Raw genomic sequence first — 1,344 nt, forward strand, 5'->3', positions numbered from 1 at the left:
CCGGCCGCCGCGGCCCAGCCGCGCCGGATGACCATCGCCGAGCGCCGCGCCGCCGAGGCGCGCGAGCGGCGGGAGCAGGAGGAGGGCGTCCCCGACGGCGGTGGCCCCGACAGCATCGGGAGCGGCGACCCCGCCCACCACGGTGCCGGCCGCACGACCCCGACGGAGGACTGACCCGTGCCCAGCTTCGCCGCCTTCGGCAACGACCTCTACACGGGTCGTCGGTCCTTCGACTTCGTCGAGCGCCGGCGCCGGCTGCTCGCCATCACGGGCGTCGTCGTCCTGCTGGCCGTCCTCGTGCTCGTCGTGCGGGGCTTCAACCCCGGCATCGAGTTCACCGGGGGCTCGGAGTACCGCGTCTCCCAGGTCGCGGACGCCTCCGAGGACCCGGCGCTCGAGGCCGTCGCCGAGGTGCTCCCGGACGCCCAGCCCCCGTCGGTGTCGGTGGTCGGCGGCGACTCCGTCCGCATCCAGACCGAGGCCGTCCCCGAGGACCTGACCGCCGACGTGGCGGACGCCCTGGCGGCGGCGTACGACGTCGACCCGAGCCAGGTGACGTCCAGCTTCGTCGGCCCGGTGTGGGGCGCGGACATCACCCGTCAGGCCCTCATCGGCATCGGGATCTTCCTCGTGCTCGTCACCGGCGTCATCGCCGTGTACTTCCGCGACCTCGCGATGGCGGCGGCCGCCCTCGTGGCCCTGGTCCACGACCTCGTGGTCACGGCGGGCGTCTACGCGCTCGTCGGCTTCGAGGTGACGCCGGCCTCGGTGATCGGCTTCCTCACCATCCTCGGCTTCTCGCTCTACGACACCGTCGTCGTCTTCGACAAGGTGCGCGAGCAGACGGCCGGGGTCCTGCAGGGGTCGTCGCGGACCTACCTCGAGCAGATCAACCTCGCCGTCAACCAGACGGTGGTGCGGTCCATCAACACCTCCGTCGTGGCGGCGCTGCCGGTCGCCTCGATCCTCTTCATCGGCGCCCTGCTCCTCGGGGCCGGGACCCTGCGCGACGTGTCCCTGGCCCTCTTCGTGGGCACGCTCGCGGGCACGTACTCCTCGATCTTCGTGGCGCCGGCGATCCTCGCCGAGATCAAGAGCCGCGACGACCGGGTCAAGGCGCACACCGAGCAGGTGCGCGCCCACCGCCGCGAGGAGGCCCGCCTCGCCGCCGAGGGCCCGGCGGAGGGGACCGCCGCGCTCGCCACCGCCGGTGGCGGCGCCGGCGGAGCCGCCGGTGAGGGGCCGCGGGGCCAGCGCCCGCAGCCGCCTCGAGGGCTACGGCGAGGCCCGCGCCCAGCAGGCGACCGCGCTGCGCGGCGGGGTCACCGAGGTCGACCCGCCCGG

Annotated in this window: 1 protein-coding gene; it reads left to right on the plus strand. The window is 74.9% G+C overall.

The features are described from left to right. Positions 1 to 177 precede the first annotated feature (177 nt). The coding region (gene secF, locus HLB09_RS17215) for a protein translocase subunit SecF (RefSeq protein WP_171204505.1) at positions 178 to 1,344 on the plus strand (1,167 nt) is incomplete at its 3' end.

The sequence above is a fragment of the Pseudokineococcus marinus genome (genome assembly GCF_013004605.1).
Taxonomy (GTDB): Bacteria; Actinomycetota; Actinomycetes; order Actinomycetales; family Quadrisphaeraceae; genus Pseudokineococcus; species Pseudokineococcus marinus.